The organism is Calothrix sp. CCY 0018, from assembly GCF_963920925.1.
Classification (GTDB): domain Bacteria; phylum Cyanobacteriota; class Cyanobacteriia; order Cyanobacteriales; family Nostocaceae; genus Rivularia.
On the sequence record NZ_CAWUDI010000063.1, the window covers coordinates 26,485 to 42,993 of the forward strand.

The following is a 16,509-nucleotide window of genomic DNA, read 5'->3' on the forward strand; positions in this document are numbered from 1 at the left end:
CCACTTCAACAAAAAGCAGCGCTCTTCTTTACCAGGTTAGACTAGTTCGCAGACACGCAGCTTATCAATATTTTCAACTTGAAAATCTTCTAAATTAAAAAGTTTTGACAAACCACGAATCTTAGGAGCTAAAGAAGCGCTTGTAAGTACAAGGGGTTTCCCCAGCATCTGCCAAGTATTATGTAGCTTGCTTGTGGTACTGTTAACTTGCTCATTGGTTGGAGCAATCGATATCGGTACTGGAACAAAGCCCCCCAGTACGCAGCCCCAAAAAGCCGGGATGAAATCTTGATTGTGTTCTAGTTGAAAAATTACTTTGTCTTGGGGCTTGAGTCCTAGCTGTTTCAATCCAGCTAAAATTATTTGTGCATCCTGCCATAATTCACGATAAGATTGAACTTTCTCGCTACCATCCGACTGAATGTATACAATACCTTTAGTTGACTGTTGAGCCGCGAATTGTAGCACTTCTCCTAAAGTTTTCGGAGCGTCTTGGGAGTAGTGTAAGGGTTCCCCGTGACTGATAGCTAGCTTTTTTGCATCTGGCGAGCGTTTGTTTTCTATTTCCTTAGTAGGTGTGGTTGCTTGTTCTTGAGTTTGGCTATTTTCAACGGCGTTCGTCGGAGACGTTGCCGGAGGCATCGCTTGAGTGTCGGGTAGCAAATCGTCTAAATGAAGAGGAGGGATACTCTTAAGCTGCTGCTCAACTATAACCGCAACACGGTCAATTTCTGACTCGGACTGTAGTTGTTCTTCTACATTACGTATTAAGTCCGAGTCAATAACTTCTAAACTAGCTATTTGGGCTTCGTCCACCTGTCCTGTATCCGTCAGAGGTATAGTAGGAACTGGTACATAAGCTTTTGGCAACAAAGCTTTTGGTACAGTCTCTTGCAGTTGGGATTGGATTTGGTCTGAGGATACGGGCAAAGTGGAGACGATGTAAGCAACTAATTCGGGTTGACAGGTTTGAGTCTCCCTTATCAAAACTACACAGTCGTCAACTAATGAGTTTGACAACAGAGCTTCTTCAACTTTAGGCTTTAGGGACTGCAAATATTCCACAATCTGTTTATCTGTATTGTACTCAAAAAATTATTTCATCATTTTCACAAATTGTGGTTTAAATTTCGCGCCTATTGCGTTCTACAAGCTTATATCGTTGACCCCAACCCTTAACGTCACATCACCATTATTTGTTAGCGTCAGTTTATTCCCACCTGATTGACAATTAAAACTGTGTTGTTCCATATCTTGTTCAGGTATTGACAGTTTCTTTTTACAACTGGTACTGCCTTCTACCTGTAATAGCGCAGTCTGCAATGGATCTGTTGCACGCTGGTACAGAACCCCAATCTCCGTCACCGTGCCCAATGGTTTATAGGGCACACTCTTGGTTGGAGCCAAGTCCTGCATCGGCAGATTCGCCAGCGCACTACCCATATGTACTACCAGCCCTAACGCTATAACCATCACTGTTATTAGTGTTCTTACCGCATTCCGGAAAATCATCGCAAACCTCTTTAACGATATCACTACGTTTGACTTGGTGTATTGCAACATACTACCCTAATATTGTGCTGGGTGTAAATTTGCAGTAGACAAATAAACTTTCGCGATCGCTCAATGCACGCTTGATAGCGATTACTATTTCGGAAATCCCCAAACTGATGATCGCATCTCGGTATTTTTGCGAAATTGGGATACACTCTTTAATACTTCTATGCTATTCAGTCACGAGAGCATTGCGCTGTATACGAACACGTCTAGGGCGTGTTTTCAAACTATAACCGCAATAAAATTAACGCGAACGTTAACATCGCAGTATAATTTTCAGCAAGCTTTTCGTATCGCGTGGCGATACGACGAAACTATTTGATTCGATTAATAGTACGGATATTTTGTTGGATGTAACTTCTTGTCTAGGCGTAATTCCTATTTCTTCCAGTTTGTTTTCCTGCTCTTTAGCAAGCGTTCCTAATACTCTAAACTTGGGTTTACGCGCAGATGATGGAGAAATTCGCGCTTGATTTAATGCAACGCTGTACTTAGGAAGAATAAAGGCTCCCTTCGCAACTATAACTAAGTCAATCAATTTTTCTTCAAGATATGGAGAATGAATTGCTCTGCTATTATTTCTTCACCTTGTAGTTGAAATTTATTATTCTTAAACATTTGTTTGAGATGTTCCGAGGTGTAAAAATAATCAGTTACAACTATATCGCCTTTTATTGTGGGAATTCTGGTCTGGTATGGACTTCCTTCCTTCTGCTCCTGTGGTATTTCTTGGGAGGAAAAATTTTGGAATCCATGCCCTAGTGTTGCTACATTGGTGTTAACAAAGCAAACAATTCCACCTGGATTTGTATATGTGTAAATATCGTTTACAAGCTGAAAGGCTTGAGGTAAGGGATTACACAGTAAGACCATAAAACAAATAACAATTTCATAATAATTTTCTTTTAAGTCTTCTTGTCTACTAAAGTATTCTATATTCCTCTTACTATCCAGAGATTTGGCGATATCCACCGCTTTCGGCGATAAATCATAACCAGTCACTATTGCTCCCATATCGTGCATTATTCTTGAGAATCGACCCATAGAACAACCAAAATCTAGCACTGTTTTTCCCTCAATATTACCTAGTATTTGTAGAATCTTTGGAAAAACAGTTGTAGACGAAACTTTCTCGGACGGATCGTCAAAGTAAGCTTGATATTGTTCTGTATGATCATCCCATTCAGTGTAAGTTTCTGTGTTAGACATAAAATCTCCAGTTTGGAATCATTGATTTTAACTTGCTATTAGGCTATAGCTTACGATCTTGTTGAACGACTCTCGCATCAAAGCTTGACTTTGAAATCAAGGACATAACGCCTACATTGATGCCAGTAAGGAAGAAGAGAACAATCACGAAGAAAAAAATAAAGGTATTATTTGAACCTTTAGTAAAATAAGTTACCTGTAATGAAACTTTGGAGATAAGTTCTTTTATCAGCAATGCTCATCTTAGTTTCAAGATAGTGATGCCATAAAGCATATTCGTGATTCATAATTTTAATTTCCCACGTACAAGCCACCCCCGTTTTTTCCAGTGGTTTTGGCGATAATTCAGGAAAACTGCCTTCAACTGTATACGTTTGGGTAAACAACACATTGCCACGCCCCCAGATGTTAATGCTCAAGAATCCTTGGGACAAAATAGCAAAACCAACACCTTGTTTTGCATCCACACGCCCTTGATTAATTTCGTCAAGGATAAAAGATTGTAAATTATCTTGCAAATTTTGTGGCAATGGCTCGGTTTCCCGTAGCATATGATAGAGTTTCAGCACTAATTTCTCATGGACTAAAAAGCCGATCGGTTTGGCTGAACGACGAATATACTGATAACTTTTCTGATACTGATCGGTTAAGCTATCCACATTAGTGTGGCTTTGCAGGTAATTATCGGTTATTGCAGGTGGCAAATCTAAGATGATGGTGGCGGTGTCCATTCGTTGTTTTCTCCGTTGTATCCTGTGTTAAAGTGCGACGACACGAAAGCTAAGTCCGCTTCCCCTGACATGCGGTTTGTTCCAATCGCGGTAAGCACAGCGAATCAAATCCGGTGTGTATTTCCACCCCCCGCCTCGCACAACGCGCAGAATATCTTGATTATCCATATTTTCCCTCCCATCATCAACTTGATAAGGATAGCTAAATTCAGGATTATGGGTAAGTGTTCCCCAAATCGTACTTGTCCATTCCCAGGTATTACCCGCCATATCAAATAAGCCGTAATAACTTTTACCTTGTGGATAGGCATCTACTGGTGTTGTCTGACCAACCAGGTTGTCATAATTAGCTAATTGGGAGGTCGGCGCGTGATTTCCCCAGGGATATAGGCGTTTATCTATCCCGCGAGCCGCTTTTTCCCATTCAGCTTCAGTGGGTAAACGAACACCCGCCCACCTACAAAAAGCGACAGCATCATGCCACGTCACCCACACAATGGGATGGTTTTCTTGACCTTTTGGCAAACCATGTCCCCACAGTTTATCTTGGTCAGCCCAAGAATAATTGGTGTGTGCTAAAAATTGTGCCCAATGTGCATTGGTGACAGGAAAACGACCGATCTGGTAGCTGGGCAAATAGACTTCGTGTTGTGGTAGTTCAACTTGTTTAGCCCAGTCTAGCGCAGCTGCGACCTTATCTACCCCCAAATCGGTGCCCATCCAAAATAAACCTGCGTCGATCGTAACCCAGTCAAAGCTGTTTAATAACATTGCTCACCTAAAGTTATTCACAGCAGAATTGGTTGGGCTGTCCGGCTGGCTGTCATCAAGTTCGATAAAAAGAAAAGGTTGAAGCAAAGCAAAATCTTGAGTTTTATTAAACTGTTTCAAAGCGTTACGGATTTCTGGTTGATAATCCTTATGGACCGTATAATCACCATAACCATCAGTATTGTTTTCCGACCACAAACCTGTATAAATTGGTATATTCAAATCACGAGTTCCAGTAATAACTTGAACAACACTTTGGATACGAACTGGCTTATACTGATGAAGTGAAAAAGCTTTGGCTAAAGGTGTGCCTTTGGCTACGTATACTGGATTTAGATAAATCACCAAATCAGTACCAAATTTTTGACAGACTTCTGCAAGATATTCAATTGTTAGAATAGCCTCCTTTATACCTTCTTCTTCAGTCATTGTTGGTCCAGGTTTTAACAACACGTAGCTTGTCAGTCTAACCCCCATTTCTCCCAGTAACTTAATCTTGGCTTCAAAAGTTTTCCGACGAATGCTTTTATTCAAAATTACTTCGCGCAAATGATCGTCCTGTGTTTCAAAGCCAATTGTCACATCCACAATATCAGCACGGGTTAAATGGAAAATTTCCTCCATCGTTGCCGGTAAAATATATTCTGGGCGGGTTTCTAGGGATAAGACTTTCAAAGAAGAAAGCGCTTGTGCTTGCTCAAGTAAGTAAACTATTGCTTCCTTGGGAAAACGTTCCCGATCTAGAATAGACCCTTCGTTACCTACTGAAAGTTGTTGGAAACTACTCAATTCATTCGCATATTGCTCAAAACTCCAATCAATTTGTTGTTTAATTTGATTGATTGGCAGCGGATCGGGATGAGATTTTGTTGGCAAACTACAATAAGAACATTGAAATGGACATCTTTGAGCGTAAAACGCAATGACCAAATCTTTTAAACCAAGAAAATTCCGCTTACCTATATAAATTGGGCGTAAAAGTTGCTCTTTAGTTTCCATATCGTGTAGTCTTTTTCCCTGTATTCTTGAACCAAAATAAAAAAGTTTGGCATCGCACTTGAGTTAGTATTAGTAAGCGACGAAAAAATGGTCAGACCAAGAACCTCCCTGTTGCACCTGTCCCGTTTGAATCGAACCAGCCGATTTCACCATATAGTCCAACTTCCCTCCGCTTTGATGAGTCGCTTTGTCAGGAGGACACATAACGCCAGCCGGAACCGCCCACACTGGTTCACGATTGTAGTCTCCAAGTGCAAACCATGGTGCGGGACCACCATTGATATTGGTCAACAATTCTGCTGCATCCCCGCCACCATTAGAAAAAGCATGTAGGGTATAAACATTATCAGCTCCGAATTGCATCCCTAAGCTAGGTCGTCCATTAGGGAGACCAGGTACTCCATAGAGTAGCGCTGCCGGAGCAGCTAATGAACAAATTGCAAGATTGACTCGGTTGCCATTAGGATCTGAATTTCCCCAGATAATATGAACATTTTTTGGGCGGCTGCTAGTACCAATATTCCAATTTGCGTACTGCCAATTAAATCCCGCAGGTGGTGCTGCTGTTGCCCAAGGAGGTGGTGCTGCCAATACAGCCGTATTCGGTAGCGCACCAGCTTCTTGCAAACAGACAACATTGAATTTATTAACAAGCTGTTGCACGTATTTTGTCCACTTACTTTCAATGCTGTCTGTTCCTCCTTGCATATTCCAAGTAACGAATGACATAACTAAATCTCCTCTTAGTACTGCTTTGCATTAAATCGAGCGCAAATTTCTCCATCATTTGTGCTACTTTCAGTGTTCATATAAACTCTTTTTTCCTTGTTTACAAAATCAACCTGCGGAATATTTTACCTTAATATTAGAAAACTATAAAATGGATATGAATGGGTAAGCAGTATCAAGATTTAACCAATATTACTTTTATTAATTTTTGTGACGCTTTTGTCTTAAACCCCTATTATGTTACATATCACAATAACTTCTTAAACACTCACGTACCGGATGTGACCATAATAATTGCCATCTTCAACCAAGCAGGCGGGGTGATGAAAACCTCTCTCGCCATGAATCTTGGCTATCAACTACACCTCCATAAACACAAAACGCTCCTCGTTGATATGGACCCGCAAGGAAGCTTAACAACTTTCATGGGTCTGGAACCCCACGAGTTAGAACAAACCGTTGGCGATTCCATTTTCAACGAAGAAACGCCACCTTCAATTCACGACAACCTACACGGCATGGATTTACTGCCAGCCAACATTACGCTGAGTGCCGTAGAACTGCAACTAGCTACCGTTATGGCACGAGAAACCCGACTCAAAATAGCTTTAGAACCAATTAAAAACCAATATCGCTTCATCATTATTGACTGTCCCCCATCATTAGGAATACTCAGCATTCTTAGCCTTACCGCTGCTACCCACGTACTAATCCCTATCCAAACCCACTTCAAAGCTTTCAAAGGTACAGAACTACTGCTTGATACCATCAAGCAAGTCAAAAAACACGTTAACCCCCAACTAACTATTGCAGGATTCGTTCCCACACTTTACAGCAACGCCAACCAAGATAAAATTATCTTAGAAGCGCTCATTGACCAACTAGAACCACTTGCTACCGTATACCCCCCAATTCCACGCGCTACCGCCTTTGCCGATGCAGCAATGAACCGCCAACCATTAGCCACATACGCACCCAAACACCCAGCAATAACAATTTTAAATAAAATCCAAAAAGGAATGGAGAAACTCTAATGCCAGCAAGAAAAACAACACAAGTCCCCCAAATGCGCGGCGTTCAAGACTTAATCAGCATGAATGCGGAGACAAGCCAAACCACAGTAGCCATCAACAAAATTCAAACTAATGATAAGCAACCCCGCCGCTACTTTGACCAGGATAAAATGGCACAACTGGTGCAGTCCGTCAAAGAACACGGTATCCTAGAACCATTATTAGTACGCCCCTTAAAACAAGACAAATACGAACTCATCGCCGGAGAAAGAAGGCTAAGAGCAGCCAAAGAAGCAGGACTTACAGAAGTACCAATTGTCAGCAAACAATTCGACGACAAACAAGCCCTGCAAGTAGCATTACTAGAAAACTTACAGCGAGAAGACCTCAATCCAGTAGAAGAAGTAGAAGCAATACTGGAACTATTAACAATAGTAATGGATGTTAAACCAGAAGAAATTAAATCAGTTCTTAACGAAGCTGCTAACGCTAAAAAACGCAAAATAGAGTTAACGGAAAACGTTTCCCGTAAGTTAGAACAAATCGAAACTATTTTAGCTGGTATCGGTAAATTTAATGCCGAAAGCTTCCGCACGAGCCGTTTGCCGCTGCTAAACTTACCCTTGGATGTGCTTGAGGTACTGTGCCAAGGGAAAATAGAATATACCAAGGCGAGAGCGATTGCAAGAGTTAAAGACGAGCAACAACGTTCTGACTTGTTGAATGACGCAATTTCTCAAAATTTATCACTAACTCAAATCAAAGAACTGATACAAAAACTAGAGCAAAACCAAACCGATAGTGAGGAAACCGAACAGCAACAACTAACTAGACGATACTCGGATGTTGGCAAGCGGTTGAAGAGTACCAAAATATGGGACGACACCAGAAAGCGTAAGAAGTTAGAGAGATTGTTGGGTGATTTGGAAAAGTTGCTTTCGGAAAGCGAGGCGAAGCAAAATTAAACCGTTTCTTGAAAAAATATTTTTTTGCGGTATATTAAATCCACCCGTCACGTCGGACAGCTTTATGAATACCGAACAAACAGTTATATTCGTTTCAGCAGTAGAAATCACCGACCATATCTTGGAAGATTTACAAAAGCTTTCTACTTACTCCGGAGAGCCAATGGCAGCTGTATATGCAGATAACTTGCTGCGATAAATGCACTTGCTGCGCGATAAATACATAGACAATCCCATAACAGAAGTAGTAATAGCACTTCACGATGCACTATTCTTTCAAAACCGCTGGATTGACTATACTGCTTATCAATACCTTCAAGCTTACAACCTACTTTCATCCCTAGCTCCGAGAGAAACAATCAACAATTCGTCCGTAGAAGAAGCAATTCTAGCTTTAGAAAATAATGGTTTTAATACCCTACCTTTCGGCGTACAACTTGATTTAAATTATATTGAGGATGAAGTAGGGGAATAACGTGGAGGACAAATCTGCCCGTGAACAGTAACTCCTGATGATAACGATTATCTTTATCAAACTAAATCTTCTGAAAGTGCAGCAATCTTATCCTGCGCTAGTCGGTGTGATTATCATCGTAAACCAGCCGAGCGTATCTGGGTATTTTCTACCAAACAATTGGAGTATTAGGAGAGGAAGAAGGTTGATTTTTCTGCAATTTATGAGGAAGGTTACTTTAGAAAGAACAACAGGAAAATAGTTAAGCGATTAGGAAGTAATATGGTAGCAATAACGATTAATATCTCAGAACATCAACTGCAAAAATTACAGGAATTAGCGCAAAAATTGGGAATCTCTACCGAAGAGTTATTATCTGCGAGTGTAGAAGATTTATTGAATCATCCTAAAAGTGATTTTACAGAAGCTGCTAATTACGTAATGCAAAAAAATGCTGAACTTTATCGGCGATTAGGATGATTCGTTACTTAGTGCTTATTGAAGTTATTGAACTTCATCGTCAAATTATTGAGCAGTCTGGGGGAGCATTGGGTATAAGAGACTTTGGTGCTTTAGAATCTGCACTTGCTCAACCTTACATGACTTTTGGCGGAGAGGAGCTTTATCCAACACTTGTCGATAAAGCTTCTGCAATTGGATTTTCGTTGGTAATGAATCATCCATTTATCGATGGTAATAAGCGGATTGGTCATGCCGCAATGGAGGTTTTTCTAGTCATGAATGGTGTAGAAATTGATGCTTCTGTAGATGAACAAGAATCTATCTTCCTATCCTTAGCATCGGGTAAACTTAACCGCGAAGAATTTACACATTGGTTAAAATCTCATGTCAAAGTTCGGTAGGGTGCGTTATGGACTTCAGTCCTAATGCACCGAAAAATCTTGGTGTTTTAAACCAAATCTTCCAAAAGCGCAGTAATTTTCCCCTGTGCCTTAGTGCGGTTATCATCGTAAATCATCAAAGTATTTAAACTCGCATGACGGCTCAACTTTTGCACGCTTCTAACATCCCCTTCACTCGCATCCAACGCCGCAGTTACCGACGAATGCCGGATTTTGTGCGGGCTGATGATTTTAGAAATCCCCGCCTCCTTGGATATCCCCGCCACAATCTTGCGGATACCGTCACCCGTCAACCTGTGCCCGTAGCGCGGACGTAAAGAAACGAACAACGGTTGCTTAATGTCTAATTCCTTCCGCACCCACAACCAATCCATAAGCGCCGCACAACTCTTATGATGTAAATCAATAATTTCCTTCTGCGTACCCCGCCCCTTCCCCAAAATAGCCAGCGTCTTTGCTTCTAAATCCAAGTCCTCAATGTTACATCGGGATATTTCCTCCCTACGTAGCGCGTTCGCCCATAACAACCGCAACAAGGCATAATCCCGCTTACCTTTCAACGTATCTCTATCCGGTATTGCTAACATTTTTTTAAAAGCTTCGGGACTAATCCCCGTCGTATCCCGGTACTGCTTTACCTTTTCACTTTTAATATCAGCCAAAGTCCAACTGCACTTGCCCACATTATAAGCATAATTAACCAACGCCTTAATCGCCGCCAACCGCCGATTAACAGTAGCTTCCTTCAATCCCAAATCAATTAACTGTGCCTTATACCGCAACACCAAAGTTACAGCAGAAAACCTTTCCATCTCTAAAAACTGCGCCACCAACTCAGGTGTCGGTTCCTTTGCTGCCACAGCCTGAAAAAACTTTCTTAAATCCTTCGCATACTCATGACGGGTACTTTTGTTGCGCTTCCCCACCAATAACTCCTGCAACAAATCGCGTTCTGCTGGAATAGCAAAAGGGTTAGTAATTATATCGGTATGCGGCTTGTCTGGGAGTGACATAATAAACAACTATCGAAAAGTTTTATTTTCGATATTTATTCTACCTTTTCTTTGTCCTTCCCTTACACACACTGTAAGGAAGGCACATAAAGTGAAATTTTGTCGCACATCTCTATGAAAACGAGTATCTGTAACCCTTATTTTTTCGTGGTACGCTCGCAGCACCACCGTCGATAATATTGCGCCAAAGCTTTATCCTATAAGATATTGCGACTTTTATTCGGGTAATCGCAGAAATTTTCAACTTATGCGCGAACCTACAACACACCAAGTTTTCGGCAGTTATTACCCCTCCCGCATCCGAAAAGTTAAATTCCTAGAGATAACAGCTTTCGGAGGGCGGAATGTTGGTTTTCCTATTTAAAGCCGGATTTTTATATGTTTAAAGCGAGAGCGCTCGGGTTAGCTCGCTCCGAAACTTCTTTTTGTCATAATGCTGCAACGGGTGTAACCAATACAAGATATGCTGATATCATTGCTATCGGTTTGATATCGATAGCTATCGCTTGTAGAAGCCGATGTTAGCCATGCCCGATTCTTCCCCAGAACACAAGCCCAGTCAAATGATTCGCGTGCCTACTCCTTTAATTGGTGCAGTACGGGAATTATCCCGGCTGCATCGTCAAGGAAGAACAAATGAAATACTCAAAGGGTTGGATGAGTTAATTTCAACGTTTTATTGTAGCAGCAGAAATAAGTACGATACTACTATCTCATCTTTATCGGAAATAATGGAACGTCTTGATAAACTTGAGTCAAATAAGACGGATGAATGTAGTAGTAATGAACTGGTAGATGCCGAACGCATTGACGATTTAGAAGAAAAAATTGAGGGAATTGTTTCTAGAATGGAGCAATTTACTGATGCTATCAGACAGATACAAAATCATCTAAATAATCAACAGAAAAGTAATAAAAAATCTTACTACAACAATTCTTCCTCCTCTAGACAAACTCCGCGAATGAAGCCGTTAGCGGAAGAAGGTTTAGCTAAAAGATTAAGTGTAAGTCTAGAAGCTTTACGCAAGGAAAGAATTGAATTGCCAGCGCCGCATTTTGTGGCGTGGTGCAAGCGTCGAGATACTTCTAATATTGGCTGGGAATATAATCAAGATACGGGTTTATATCATCCGGTAATATAAAGACCAGGAGTAATAATTTATCTTATTGTAGGAGTAATTAATAATATGAGCAATTCTTCTTTTAGAAGCCCCTGGGTAGGAATGAGGCAGTACACTAATGGATTTTCATCTATGAAGGTGAAACCAGGATAAATTGCGCGTGCGCGTTCAATTTATAATAAGCTTTGTTCTGAATTAAGTGATAATCACGGGTGTTCGGGGTATGTTGCTATAGAATCCGATAGTGGCGAGTATTTTATTAATGCTAACAAAGAAGTCGCTAAGAGGGAACTTGCAATAAAATATCCAGGACGGTTGATTTGTACTTTTAAATTAACAAGGGCATCGTAATATAAATTGATGATAATTTGGATAGAAGAAGATGACTAATAGTAATTCTCAAATATTATACCCAAACAATTGGAAAGAATTAGCCACCAGTATCAAGGCTACTAAGGATTGGAAGTGTCAAAAATGTGGTAAAATATGCATAAAACCAGGGCAAAAAATACCCGATGATTGGAGCAATTCTCAACGCAGAGCATACACGTTACAGGTGCATCATTGGAATAGAAATCCCGCAGATAATAGAGTATCTAATTTAGCGGCATTATGCCCTGGATGTCATTTATTTTATCATACAAGAGGAAGAGGAAATATTTCTCCAGGACAGCTATCTTTTTTTGATAAGTTAGGAATTGATTTTGAAGGGGAGACATTATAAAATAATTACTTATCATATTATAAAATATTTTTATAAAAGATAAATTAATAAAGAGAAGTGTCAATTATAAAAATTAATGAAACCGGAGTATGCGGAACAATATAATGAACAAAAACTTCGGGTATCTTCACGAAAATATAGTTAGGGTGTGAGAAAGTGATTCCGGAATTTGATGAAAATGGTAATTTACCACCAGGAATTCATTTTTGTGAATGGGAGGAGTTTAAGGAAAGATTTGGAAATAGTTTTAAGAGAGTAAGAATGATTATTGGTTTGGAACTAGCAATGACGCAATTAAAAGCGGCAGGCTGTAGAACAATTTATATAAATGGTAGTTTTGTTACAAGTAAACCAAACCCAAATGATTTTGATGCTTGTTATGATAATGAAAGTGTAGATATTGATTATCTCCGAAAAAACGCTCCGAGTTTAATTAATAGTTTTGACAGACAATCACAAAAATCTAAATATAAAGGTGAAATTTTTCGTTCGGATGAACCAGTTGGTGATTTAGGTTTAAACTCATTTGAATTTTTCCAGCGCGATAGAATGAAAAATATAAAGGGAATTATTGCTATTGATTTAGTAAGGTGGGAACCATGATTAAAAATGATTTGCAATACAAGTACAGCAAAGAGTGCGCCCTTAAATTTGAATATTCTATAGCCGCAGTTGAACAAGACGAAGCATGGAAGGAAAGAGAACCCGAACGCTGGCAGCTTGACATTGATGTAAAAAAGTCACATTTAATGGCTTTACAAGAAGAAATAGCTGAATATGAAAAACTCATTAATTGCGATAAAAGCCAACCAATTAAAATTCAAGTTGAAAATTTCAATAAGCTACCAGATATATTAATTAAAGCTCGTATAGCTGCCAAAATGAGCCAGAAAGAACTGGCTGACATTTTAGGTATTGAAGAACAAAGAATAAAAGAGTGTGAAGATAAAGACTATCAATGCGCCAGTTTTTGCGAGATACTTGAAGTTAGTGCAGCATTAGGTATAGAGTTTGATAACGCATTTGTAAAAGTTGATTTTCTTCAAATAGAAGAAGGGAAGAAAAGTGCTGTTAAATGGCGTAAATGGCGAGAAGAAAGTATTGAATATAAAATCTAAAGCTTCATAATAATTTTCGTTATTGTTGGGAAAGCCACACTCAATGTTGTTTGTATTCTTCTCCTACCGAAATTTTATTCAAAGTTAATAGGATTACCATTAAAATGCCCATGAATTTTATTCGCTTCCAACCAATTGGGTAATGTTCTTTCTACTTCTTCCAATTCGTTTCCATTATCATCGACTAACCCATGTACAATCTGCACTCTAGATAATGGTGTTTCTCCATTGGCTGAAAACTTCTTAAGTTGAATTGTTCCTGATTTCCTGGCTTCAAATGTTCCTTCTACGGTGCTTTCATTGGTAAAATAATGATTAACACCAATAAAGTATTCTTTAGCTTTACGGGTATCTGTAAGATGCATGGAGAAGAATTTCATTGCAGCATCTTTACAGCTATCAATTTTCTTCAAATTGGTAAATTCATCAATAATTATTTGCTGTTTGGTAGACGGTTTTTCTTTAATTCTTTGTAACCATCTATCGGTAGCATCTTCCAAAGACTGCCCAATTTCTTCTTCTGATTCAGCTTTTAATGTAGCATCAAGTAGTTTCCATACTTCCCAGTTTTCTCCGGTAGCGTGTCGATCAATCAGTTGGTAGATTGGTGCATCGAAGCAGTATTTACGAATTAATGATATTGCACCAGCAGTATTGGTTTTACCGCTACCCTGAGAGCCAATCAGCCACAGGGGTTTAGCGTTTTTAACAATTGAATACAGCCAACCGTCTTCATGGGATTTTAGGGCTTCTATTAAGGAGTTAACTAACTGTTTATCGCTGGATTGATTAATGTTCGGTTGAGATGATTTTTTATTTTGTAATTTATCTATTTCTTTCTCTGCTTTATATTTATCTAGTAGATTTGATGCAATTTGTTTGTCCATGTCGGAATGTTTTACGGCTCTGGCTTTGAGATAATCTTCTAGTTGCAGTTGGTTTTTAATAGCTTCGTTTTCATCGTCGGTTAGCCCTAGTTCTTTTCTTTGCTGTAAGTCTTCTTGGGTTAAGCCATCTTTTAAAATATCTGTATGTAATGAGCAGGAATGTTGTTTAATATCTCGTTTACGTCGGTGTTGCTGCCAATTATAATAAGCGGTACTTTTCTCTTCTTCTCCTAATTGGTAATCGGTTCTTTTAAACCTACCGACGCGAGAAGCTAGAGTTAGTGAAATACCCCACAATCCGAAAACGGAAGCTACATTACCGTATATTTGATAAGGATTATCTTTCTTGATAATTTTTACCAAGCTAATTGTGTTACCCATATACGGAATAATTGAACCATAGCTATTATATTTGTCCCACTCTTCTGCAAGGACATATCTTGGTTGATGGCAGTATTTATTATCTAATTTATCTTGCGCTTTTAAGTCATAATATTTTAGTTTTTTAGCTTTCTTTTTATCGGCTAATATGTTCTCTTTTTTGTTAGCAGTTTGCGGACAGAATTGTATTTGTGCTAGTGGGTAAGGCTGGCGTGAATGGGAAAAGCAGAAGCCGGTTAAACCGACTACTGCTGATATGACAATGGCTGATAGTTCAATTCTATTTCTACTCATCTCCTGCTAATAAGGAATAATGAACTAATTACTATAAATGCTGCAATTCCAATTGATAGCCAAGGGTCTAACCAAGGTCTTTCTTGATAAATAGTCTGAATATCTGCACTGATTTGATATGCGCTATCTGTAGTCATTTGTTGGAAGTATTGATAATCTTTTATTGCCAACCAAGTACTTCCAGCAGCAATTACAAAGCCACCGATTGTTTTAACTGGTTTTTCCATATTTTCTACCTCAAATCCTTCATTGTAATTAGCTCTAAATCCAGATAAACCAACTATTGAACTGATTGAACAAATAGAAAAACATAGTCCTGCTGCAAGCCATAGAGATGCACCACCGTTGATTAATAAAAGTAGTCGTGCGAGAAAAAATCCGCTAGCACTTAGCGACCAACTTATAAAATATTTCTGCACCAATTCTGTTGTTTGAATAACTTGCTTTCTGTGTTTTTTACGTTCTTCTAGATGCTGTATTAAGTCTTTGGGTAATTGAGTATCTGGAGTAGTTTCCGATTGCTCTTGTTCTTCTAAATCTTCAAGTTGTTCTAACATATGTCAATGTATATTGGGGGAGTTAGAAGTTTGATAATTGAAGAAGGAAGTTAGAATTTAAAGGAAATTCCTTCTTTGAATAATTGAATTACTTTGTGTGTAATCGCTTCGGGTAGTATTGTTATTAATTCATTCCGGAGCAATTCTTCCCTCTTGAAACGCAAACTAAAAACCAAGAATTGTATCTTTGATTTTTTGAATGATTGAACGACCTGCATATTGTTTTTTAGGTTTCAAATCATCTCTAGCATTATCGCCAGCATCAAGATAATAGTTACCTAGTTCTTTGTCGTGTTGTAAATCAATTGTTTGCTGTCTTACTTCTGTCTTTAACTCTTCTTGCAGCATCTTGTATTCGCCATCAATACTCATCATGTGACGGTCTATCCAAGCTTTTAATGTAATATGTTCTGTGGCTTGTTTATGGCGCAATTCTTCTCTACTTTTAGCTCCTTCAAAATCAAGGCTTAATTCTTCTAATTGATTTGCTAATTTATCGTCGGCAAGAATAGAAGATTGTATTTCTCGTTCTATGCGTTCTCCACTGACACCAGCTTGTTTATAAATAGCTGCGAGAGTTGTGTTTAAATCTTCTGCTCCTTTAATTGCAGCTAGCATATTGTCTTTAACTTTAGGTGCAAATTCGCTAATCTTTGCTCCATCATTTCCCATTTGACCTATTAGTTTTAATGCTTTTTGGTCGCCCATTAATGCTCTATAAACTAAGTTTGTAGAAGCGTTAAATTTACCACGGAGTTGTTTTTCTAGGTGGCGCGATTTGGAAGAAACCAGATTTTTCAGCTTGCCAGTATTTTTCACAACGATTAATCCTCTCTTTCGTTAGTATTTCTGTGCATTGGTAGTGCATCCACTGTTGGTATTGCTGTACCCTGTCTTTTCTTTCTAGATAGTCTTGGTATTTGAAGTGATAGCTAATTGATTGGTAGCAGTAATCTATTAGAAATAAAGCAGGAATTATTATTACTAATAGCCGAAATATATTTTTATAACGTAATTCTCTACTGTGTTTTGAATGTTGCTGCGAGCGTTTTGGAGAAGCTTTTGAGGCTAGAGCTTTTTCGCTCTAGTACCTCCTTTGTTGTTATGGCTCCTTCTACACTCT

22 protein-coding genes and 1 pseudogene are annotated in these 16,509 nt (G+C 39.1%); 11 read left to right on the plus strand and 12 right to left on the minus strand.

The window, feature by feature from the left end; genetic code table 11:
• Positions 1 to 36: 36 nt before the first annotated feature.
• From ACM03V_RS30790 to ACM03V_RS30825, 8 genes and pseudogenes are all read right to left on the minus strand, one after another.
• Entirely contained in the window at positions 37 to 1,065 is a 1,029-nt protein-coding gene (locus tag ACM03V_RS30790) for an AMP-binding protein (RefSeq protein ID WP_414624619.1), read from the minus strand.
• Positions 1,066 to 1,146: 81 nt separating this feature from the next.
• Positions 1,147 to 1,563 carry a hypothetical protein gene (locus tag ACM03V_RS30795; RefSeq protein WP_414624620.1) on the minus strand — a complete coding sequence of 139 codons (417 nt, stop codon included), beginning with the start codon at positions 1,561 to 1,563 and terminating at the stop codon, positions 1,147 to 1,149.
• A 221-nt stretch (positions 1,564 to 1,784) separates the two neighbouring features.
• Positions 1,785 to 1,895 (minus strand): annotated as a pseudogene (locus ACM03V_RS30800) (IS5/IS1182 family transposase); the annotation flags it as partial.
• 196 nt (positions 1,896 to 2,091) lie between these two features.
• Complete coding sequence (locus ACM03V_RS30805) at positions 2,092 to 2,766, minus strand: class I SAM-dependent methyltransferase (protein WP_414624621.1); 675 nt, start codon at positions 2,764 to 2,766, stop codon at positions 2,092 to 2,094.
• A gap of 179 nt (positions 2,767 to 2,945) precedes the next feature.
• Entirely contained in the window at positions 2,946 to 3,497 is a 552-nt protein-coding gene (locus tag ACM03V_RS30810) for a hypothetical protein (RefSeq protein ID WP_414624622.1), read from the minus strand.
• A gap of 27 nt (positions 3,498 to 3,524) precedes the next feature.
• On the minus strand, positions 3,525 to 4,268 hold the full coding sequence (locus tag ACM03V_RS30815; protein ID WP_414624623.1) for a formylglycine-generating enzyme family protein: 744 nt from the start codon (positions 4,266 to 4,268) through the stop codon (positions 3,525 to 3,527).
• Positions 4,269 to 4,271: 3 nt separating this feature from the next.
• On the minus strand, positions 4,272 to 5,267 hold the full coding sequence (locus ACM03V_RS30820; protein WP_414624624.1) for a radical SAM protein: 996 nt from the start codon (positions 5,265 to 5,267) through the stop codon (positions 4,272 to 4,274).
• 69 nt (positions 5,268 to 5,336) lie between these two features.
• Complete coding sequence (locus ACM03V_RS30825; RefSeq protein ID WP_414624625.1) at positions 5,337 to 5,996, minus strand: hypothetical protein; 660 nt, start codon at positions 5,994 to 5,996, stop codon at positions 5,337 to 5,339.
• Positions 5,997 to 6,277: 281 nt separating this feature from the next.
• Here ACM03V_RS30825 and ACM03V_RS30830 point away from each other — a divergent pair, with 281 nt between their 5' ends.
• The 6 genes from ACM03V_RS30830 (at position 6,278) to ACM03V_RS30855 (ending at position 9,291) form a co-directional block, all read left to right on the plus strand.
• Entirely contained in the window at positions 6,278 to 7,030 is a 753-nt protein-coding gene (locus ACM03V_RS30830; RefSeq protein WP_414624640.1) for a ParA family protein, read from the plus strand.
• Complete coding sequence (locus tag ACM03V_RS30835) at positions 7,030 to 7,974, plus strand: ParB/RepB/Spo0J family partition protein (RefSeq protein ID WP_414624626.1); 945 nt, start codon at positions 7,030 to 7,032, stop codon at positions 7,972 to 7,974. Before ACM03V_RS30830 ends, ACM03V_RS30835 begins: the two co-directional genes overlap by 1 nt.
• Positions 7,975 to 8,038: 64 nt before the next feature.
• Positions 8,039 to 8,173 (plus strand): hypothetical protein, encoded by a 135-nt coding sequence (locus ACM03V_RS30840; protein WP_414624627.1) that lies wholly within the window; start codon positions 8,039 to 8,041, stop codon positions 8,171 to 8,173.
• A complete protein-coding gene (locus ACM03V_RS30845; protein WP_414624628.1) occupies positions 8,174 to 8,449 on the plus strand; it encodes a hypothetical protein in 276 nt (91 codons plus the stop codon).
• Between the two features lie 261 nt (positions 8,450 to 8,710).
• Complete coding sequence (locus ACM03V_RS30850; protein WP_414624629.1) at positions 8,711 to 8,908, plus strand: DNA-binding protein; 198 nt, start codon at positions 8,711 to 8,713, stop codon at positions 8,906 to 8,908.
• Positions 8,905 to 9,291, plus strand: coding sequence for a type II toxin-antitoxin system death-on-curing family toxin (locus ACM03V_RS30855; RefSeq protein ID WP_414624630.1), 387 nt, complete (start codon positions 8,905 to 8,907; stop codon positions 9,289 to 9,291). The genes ACM03V_RS30850 and ACM03V_RS30855 overlap by 4 nt, the downstream gene beginning before the upstream one ends.
• 47 nt (positions 9,292 to 9,338) lie before the next feature.
• Here the strand turns inward: ACM03V_RS30855 and ACM03V_RS30860 are convergent, their stop codons facing one another.
• A complete protein-coding gene (locus tag ACM03V_RS30860) occupies positions 9,339 to 10,304 on the minus strand; it encodes a tyrosine-type recombinase/integrase (protein WP_414624631.1) in 966 nt (321 codons plus the stop codon).
• Between the two features lie 527 nt (positions 10,305 to 10,831).
• Here ACM03V_RS30860 and ACM03V_RS30865 point away from each other — a divergent pair.
• The 4 genes from ACM03V_RS30865 (at position 10,832) to ACM03V_RS30880 (ending at position 13,267) form a co-directional block, all read left to right on the plus strand.
• Positions 10,832 to 11,446, plus strand: coding sequence for a hypothetical protein (locus ACM03V_RS30865; protein WP_414624632.1), 615 nt, complete (start codon positions 10,832 to 10,834; stop codon positions 11,444 to 11,446).
• 361 nt (positions 11,447 to 11,807) lie between these two features.
• On the plus strand, positions 11,808 to 12,149 hold the full coding sequence (locus ACM03V_RS30870; protein WP_414624633.1) for an HNH endonuclease: 342 nt from the start codon (positions 11,808 to 11,810) through the stop codon (positions 12,147 to 12,149).
• Between the two features lie 156 nt (positions 12,150 to 12,305).
• Positions 12,306 to 12,752 carry a DUF6932 family protein gene (locus ACM03V_RS30875; RefSeq protein WP_414624634.1) on the plus strand — a complete coding sequence of 149 codons (447 nt, stop codon included), beginning with the start codon at positions 12,306 to 12,308 and terminating at the stop codon, positions 12,750 to 12,752.
• Complete coding sequence (locus tag ACM03V_RS30880; RefSeq protein ID WP_414624635.1) at positions 12,749 to 13,267, plus strand: helix-turn-helix domain-containing protein; 519 nt, start codon at positions 12,749 to 12,751, stop codon at positions 13,265 to 13,267. The genes ACM03V_RS30875 and ACM03V_RS30880 overlap by 4 nt, the downstream gene beginning before the upstream one ends.
• Before the next feature lie 74 nt (positions 13,268 to 13,341).
• Here the strand turns inward: ACM03V_RS30880 and ACM03V_RS30885 are convergent, their stop codons facing one another.
• The 3 genes from ACM03V_RS30885 to ACM03V_RS30895 form a co-directional block, all read right to left on the minus strand.
• The gene (locus tag ACM03V_RS30885) at positions 13,342 to 14,829 is read right to left on the minus strand and encodes a hypothetical protein (protein WP_414624636.1); all 1,488 of its coding nucleotides are present in this window, start codon (positions 14,827 to 14,829) and stop codon (positions 13,342 to 13,344) included.
• Entirely contained in the window at positions 14,826 to 15,386 is a 561-nt protein-coding gene (locus ACM03V_RS30890) for a hypothetical protein (RefSeq protein ID WP_414624637.1), read from the minus strand. Before ACM03V_RS30890 ends, ACM03V_RS30885 begins: the two co-directional genes overlap by 4 nt.
• 165 nt (positions 15,387 to 15,551) lie before the next feature.
• Positions 15,552 to 16,205 carry a hypothetical protein gene (locus ACM03V_RS30895; protein ID WP_414624638.1) on the minus strand — a complete coding sequence of 218 codons (654 nt, stop codon included), beginning with the start codon at positions 16,203 to 16,205 and terminating at the stop codon, positions 15,552 to 15,554.
• A 117-nt stretch (positions 16,206 to 16,322) separates the two neighbouring features.
• Between ACM03V_RS30895 and ACM03V_RS30900 the strand changes: the two genes are divergently transcribed.
• The coding region (locus tag ACM03V_RS30900; RefSeq protein ID WP_414624639.1) for a hypothetical protein at positions 16,323 to 16,509 on the plus strand (187 nt) is incomplete at its 3' end.